4 protein-coding genes are annotated in these 5,907 nt (G+C 74.4%); 1 reads left to right on the forward strand and 3 read right to left on the reverse strand.

From position 1 onward, the window contains the following. On the reverse strand, positions 1-1,716 hold a 1,716-nt coding region (locus IE330_RS37455; protein ID WP_190140654.1), incomplete at its 3' end, for an FAD/NAD(P)-binding protein. A gap of 694 nt (positions 1,717-2,410) precedes the next feature. Continuing rightward, positions 2,411-3,697: a DUF5685 family protein gene (locus IE330_RS37460; protein WP_190140655.1), complete on the reverse strand. Its 1,287-nt coding sequence runs from the start codon at positions 3,695-3,697 to the stop codon at positions 2,411-2,413. Between the two features lie 387 nt (positions 3,698-4,084). On the opposite strand from IE330_RS37460, the gene IE330_RS37465 reads away from it, so the two are divergent. Next, positions 4,085-4,528, forward strand: coding sequence for a cell division protein SepF (locus IE330_RS37465; protein WP_190140656.1), 444 nt, complete (start codon positions 4,085-4,087; stop codon positions 4,526-4,528). Between the two features lie 9 nt (positions 4,529-4,537). Here the strand turns inward: IE330_RS37465 and IE330_RS37470 are convergent, their stop codons facing one another. Continuing rightward, positions 4,538-5,716: an acyl-CoA dehydrogenase family protein gene (locus IE330_RS37470; protein ID WP_190140657.1), complete on the reverse strand. Its 1,179-nt coding sequence runs from the start codon at positions 5,714-5,716 to the stop codon at positions 4,538-4,540. Positions 5,717-5,907: the final 191 nt, after the last annotated feature.

Raw genomic sequence — 5,907 nt, forward strand, 5'->3', positions numbered from 1 at the left:
GAAGCGGCGCGGGTGCGGGGCGCCGGCGCGGTCGCGCACCCGGCCGGCGGCGGGGGCGGCGGCGAGCAGCTCGGCGGGCGTCTCGGCGACCCCTTCCGCGTGCAGGGCGCGCAGCAGCGGGTCGCGGGTGCGGGCCATGGTGGGCTGCGGCAGCCGCGCCTCGACCAGGGCACGGGCCTCCACGTACCGCCCGGGCACGGTGGGGCTGGAGGCCCGGAACACCCCGGCGCGCGCCTCGACCCGCAGGTCCGCGCCGAGGAAGCGCACGACGCCTGCGCGGGACAGCGCGAGCAACTGCCGCAGGCGCGGCCCGGGCGGCCCGGAGGCGAGGTAGCTGAAGTAGCCGTGCCACCAGGGCCCGACGTCGCCGAGCCGCACCAGTTGCCCGTACACCGAAAGCAGTGCGAGGAAGACGGCGAGGTCGGGGCTGTGGGCGGGGTCGTGGCGGCGGGCGAGGTCGGCGGCGACGTAGGCGCGAAGACCGTCCTGGAGCCCCGCGTACGAGGAGTGGCGGACGCCGTCGAGCGGGCGGTCGAGCGCGGCGAGGTCGAGCCGGTCGGCGGGGTCGGGCACGGCGGAGGCGATCAGCGCGTGCAGCTCGGGGCTGCCGGGCGGGCAGGCGGCGTACTTCTCGTCGAAGTCGCGCCGGGCGACGGCGGTGCGCTCGGGGTGCGCGGTGAACAGCCGGTGGTAGTGGGCGGAGCCCAGCTCCTTCTCGACCAGCGGCCACACGTCGCGCCCGAAGTCGAAGCCGCCGGGCCGCGCGAGCAGCTCGTCGATCTGCCCGGGTCCCAAGTAGCGAGGCAGCGGCGGCCGTTCGCCGCCGTCCCAGGTGTAGCCGAGCTTCGCGTGGTAGGGCACGCCGCGCCGCGACCCGACGTAGAGGACCGGCTCGCGGCCCGAGGGCACGTAGGTGTCGCCCTCGTGGCGTCCGCCGCGCCCCTCGGTGAGGAGGACCATGAGGTCGACGAAGGCGAGCCCGAAGCCGCGTACGAGGACCTTCTGGCCGGCGCCGAGAGCGCTCAGGTCGCTGTCGGCGGTGAAGTCGGGCGGCAGGTGGACGAGCCCGTGGCGCGCGGCGTACCGGGACAGGTGCCGCTGCTCGCCGTCGGGTTCGGCCTCCAGGTGGCCCTGGGCGAGGATGACGAGGTCGCCGGGGAGCGGGTCGGGGCGGCCTTCGAGCCACACGAGCTGCCGCCCGGCGCGGGGGCCGGTCAGGCGCAGGGCGCGGCAGGCGTGGTGGCGGACGGTGACGCCGGGCGGCAGCGCCGCCACGGATCTCTCGTACACCCAGCGCAGGTACGCGCCCTGTGTGCGCCGTCCGACGAACGTCTGCCCGTCGACGCCCGCCCACTCGTGCAGCGCGGGCCCCGGCCGGACCGGCCCGGCGACCTCCACCGTGTCGTCGGTGAACAGGGTGACGTCCTGGGCGTGGGAGTTCATCCACAGCAGCGGTGACTGCCGCTCCCGCCAGATCCGCCCGGAGCCGGGCGGGTGCGGGTCGACGAGGTGGATGTCGAGGCGCCCGCCGCCGTACAGGGCGGGCGCGTTGGCGGCGATGCGTTCGAGCAGCCCGGTGGCGCGCGGACCGGCTCCGACGATGACGAGCGAGGGCGTCGCGGCGGTCGGGCCGCCGGTCGTCGGGGCCGGGCGGCGGGGGGTCTGCCGACGGCCGGATTCGGCCAGGGCGTCCCGGGCGGGGGCGTCGGGTGGCATGCGAAGGCTCCGTCTGGTGCGGTGGTGCCTTCACAGGGCCGCGCGCCACGCGGCCGGACGGACCGAGCCCCTCAGCACGGATCCGCCCCCCGAGACTACGGGGCGCTTCGCCGCTGCTGTCAAGACCTGCCGGAGGGCGGCCGTGGGGCGGGCGGACGCACGTGTCCAGAATACGAGCCGTGCGTCTCAAGGAAGTTGACGGGCTCTCGCATGCCTGTTCCACTTGTGCTCATGTATGCGCAGCAGTGGCTGGTCAAGCGCTCCCACATCGACTTCGGTCGCGTGTGGTCCGCGTCGTGTTGACGCTCCCCTGAGCCGACCGCCACGCCCGCGCCCCCGGATCCCGGGGGGGCCGCTCCTCCCGCGCCCCCCTGCGCGTCCCACGATGCGGACAGGTCGTCTCACTACGCGGAGGGCCCGGTGCCCCGCACGTCCGCACCCCCGTCCTGCCGCACTCCCCTACCCCCGTACTCCGGTACTCCCGTACCCCCGTACCCCCGTACTCGTCGCGCCCGAGCGCGCCGTTGCCCCGCCTTCACACGCGTACGCCTACGCAGCCACCCCCTCCCCTCAGCCCAGCCCGCCCCGCCCCCGTCGACCAGGGAGCGGGGCGGGGACCACCGACGTCGTCAGGCGGTGATGCCGACCAGCGAGGACGGCACGGGTACACCCCGTGCGGCCCGCGGCGCGGACCTCAGCAGTCGCACGAACAGCACTCGCAGCAGTCGCAGTCGCAGTTCCGGCAGACGCCCTCGCGCTTCTTCCGGGACCAGGGGCCCTCGTACTCCTTGGCGCAGCACATCTGGCAGGTGCAGCAGAGCCCGATCGCGACGGCGCACCCGGCGAGGAACCCGCGCCGCGGCTTCCTCGGCTCCTCGGGCCACCCACCACCACCGCCGTGACCGCCCTGACCGCCCTGGCCGCCGCCGCCGTACGCACCACCCTGCCCACTCCCGTCCCCGTACGGCGAACCGCTCCCGTACGGCGACCCGCTCCCGTACGGCGACCCGCTTCCGTACGGCGACCCGCCCCCATACGGGTCCGGGCCCGAGCCCACGGAAGCGGAACCGTAGGGCCCGGGAGGGCCGGAGGGGCCCCGCCCGGCCTGCGGGGCGTGCCCGCACGCCGCCGTCCCGAAGGCCCGGTCCACCGACCGGGCCAGCTCGTGCACGAGCAGGACGTGCGCGAGCCCCGCGTCGGCGAACTCCACCTCGGCGAGCGCGAGCCGGATGCCGTGCAGCGCGCCGTCGGCGAGGCGGCGCGCCTCGGCGGCCGAGGTGCCGGTGGCCGTGAGCGGGTTCCACAGGCCCGCCTCGGCGTCGGCCCGCCGGTCCTCCACGGCGTCGAGCAGGTGCGCGAGCCGCCCGAAGAGGCGCCCCGCCTCGGCCAGCGGCTCCGCGTTGCCGGGGCGTCCGGCGAGCACGGCGGTGTGCGCGAAGGCGGCGGCGGCGGCCGTCTCGGTCGGCTCGGTGACGGCGAGCAGGGACGTGCCGGGGCCCGCCAGGGCCTCGACGCCCTCCTGCCGCTCCACGGCGTCGACCAGGACGGCCGTGTCGAAGCCCACGTCGGCGCCGGTGCGCGCGCCCGCCCTGGCCCAGCGCCCCGCGACCCGGCGCGCCGCCGCGGCCACGGGCGGCCTGGCCAGCAGGGCGTCGCCGTCGACGACGTGGTCGCGGACCTTCGCGGAGGCGAGGACCAGCGAGACGGCGGCGGCGAGCCGGGCGCCCTCGCCCCGGGCGACGGACGCGGTGCGCATGCCGCGCAGCGGACACGGCCCGGCGGTGCGCCGCCCGCCCGCGTCCCGCCCGGCCTGAGCCTCCGTCAGGACGGAGATGATGAGCCCGTCGTAGTTGGTCACGACCCGGGCGAACTGCCCGTGGTCGCCGCGCAGCGCGAGGCAGAGCCCGCACAGGTGCGCCATCCACTGGCCCTTGAGCCGCTCGCCGAGGCGGTGGCCGCAGGGCCTGACGATTCCGAACAAGACGTTTCCCCCGTGCGTCAATGTGTGTGCGGTGCGTGCGGTCCGTGGCGGGACGGCCGTCCCGCGGTCGTTCCGGCCGGTACTGACGGGGCGTCATCGCCGTGGCGGCGCGGTGCCGCGCGCCCCCGCGCCGGCGCCGTCACGACCGCTCCGTTCACCCGGACGTACTGATCATCACCCGGACGCCACGACAAATCATATTTCACTCACAGTCAGCAGCTTGGTACGGCAATACCCTTGAGGAATCACGCGTGTCGCCCCGTTGACTGTGCACCAGTACCGTCACGAAACCCCCGCGCGGCGTCTATCCCCTTGGCGCACCATCCGCATCATGGACGACGATAGGGAATGCGGAACACGAACGGACCGCTGCGAGAGGAGGCGTCCATGGGATCGGTGCGCAAGGCAAGTGCCTGGCTTGGCCTCGTCGACGACAACAACGACGAGCGCTACTACGACGGCTACGAGGAAGACGGAGCCGATGGCCCGGAGTCCGACGCCTGGGTCACGGACCCGCGCGTGAGGGTGGCGTCGGACGCGGCCGAGGAGAAGGGCCACAGGATCGGCACCGTCACGCCGGACAGCTTCCGCGACGCCCGCGGCATCGGTGAGCTGTTCCGCGACGGGGTCCCGGTCATCGTGAACCTCACGTCGATGGACCCCGCCGACGCCAAGCGCGTGGTCGACTTCGCGGCCGGGCTCATCTTCGGCCTGCGCGGATCCATCGACCGGGTGGCGCACCGCGTCTTCCTGCTGACCCCGGCCCACACCCAGATCGTCAACGGCGAGGGCACCGGCCGCCGCACGGACGGCTTCTTCAACCAGAGCTGAGGCAGGGCCTCACCGGAAGGCATCGATTCCGGTGAGCGCCTTGCCGAGCACGAGCTGGTGCATCTCGACGGTGCCCTCATAGGTGAGCACCGACTCCAGGTTCGTCGCGTGCCGCATCACCGGGTACTCCAGCGAGATCCCGTTGGCGCCGAGGATCGTGCGCGCGGTGCGGCAGATCTCGATCGCCTCCCGTACGTTGTTGAGCTTGCCGAAGCTGACCTGCTCGGGCCGGAGCGTCCCGCGGTCCAGGCGCCGCCCGAGGTGGTGGGCGAGCAGGATGCCCTTGTGCAGTTCGACCGCCATGTCGGCGAGCTTGGCCTGGGTGAGCTGGAAGCCGCCGATGGGCCGGCCGAACTGCTCGCGGGTCCTGGAGTACTCCACCGCGGACTCGAAGCAGGCACGGGCCGCGCCCATCGCGCCCCAGACGATCCCGTACCGCGCGTGGGTGAGGCAGCTCAGCGGTCCCTTGAGGCCCCGCACCCCCGGCAGCACCGCGTCGGCGGGCAGCCGCACCTCGTCCAGGACGAGCTCGCTGGTGACGCTGGCGCGCAGAGACCACTTGTGCCGGATCTCCGGGGCGGAGAAGCCGGGCGCGTCGGTGGGCACCGCGAAGCCGCGGATGCCGTCGTCGGTCTGCGCCCACACCACGGCCACGCCCGCGACCGAGCCGTTGGTGATCCACATCTTGCGCCCGGTGAGGACCCAGTCGCCGCCGTCCTTCTTGGCGTACGTGCGCATCGACGCCGGGTCGGAGCCATGGTCGGGCTCGGTGAGGCCGAAGCAGCCGATGACCTCACCGGCCGCCATCCCCGGCAGCCAGCGCTCCTTCTGCTCCTCCGAACCGAACTTCCAGATCGCGTACATGGCGAGGGAGCCCTGCACGGAGACCAGGGAGCGGATGCCGGAGTCGGCGGCCTCCAGCTCCAGGCAGGCGAGCCCGTACTGCACGGCGCTCGCGCCCGCGCAGCCGTACCCCGTCAGGGACATGCCGAGCGCCCCGATCGAGCCCAGCTCCCGCGCGAGCTCGCGCACCCCCGGCAGCTCCCCGCTCTCGTACCACTCGGCGACGTACGGCAGGACGCGGTCGGCCGCCCAGGTCCGGACGGTGTCGCGCACGGCGAGGTCCTCCGGCGAGAGCAGGTCGTCGAGGCCGAGGGGGTCGGCGGGGTCGAAGGACGGGTGCGGCATACGGGCCTCCGGCGTTAACTAGCGCTGGTAGTTCATCATGGCTCGGCCCGACGCTACGACGCGGCCACCTGCACGTCCAGGGGCCCTAGCGGGTGGCTCCCCAATCCCGCCCCTTTCCCGAAACCAAGGGGCTCCGCCCCCTGGACCCCCGTATCGCGCTGACGCGCTCGTCCTCAAACGCCGGACGGGCT

Origin of the sequence: Streptomyces longispororuber (genome assembly GCF_014656095.1) — a bacterium.
GTDB lineage: Bacteria > Actinomycetota > Actinomycetes > Streptomycetales > Streptomycetaceae > Streptomyces > Streptomyces longispororuber.

Coding starts and splice junctions, on each gene's coding strand:
- IE330_RS37465 (WP_190140656.1), top strand. CDS start 4,085: ATGGGATCGGTGCGCAAGGCAAGTGCCTGGCTTGGCCTCGTCGACGAC.
- IE330_RS37470 (WP_190140657.1), bottom strand. CDS start 5,716: ATGCCGCACCCGTCCTTCGACCCCGCCGACCCCCTCGGCCTCGACGAC.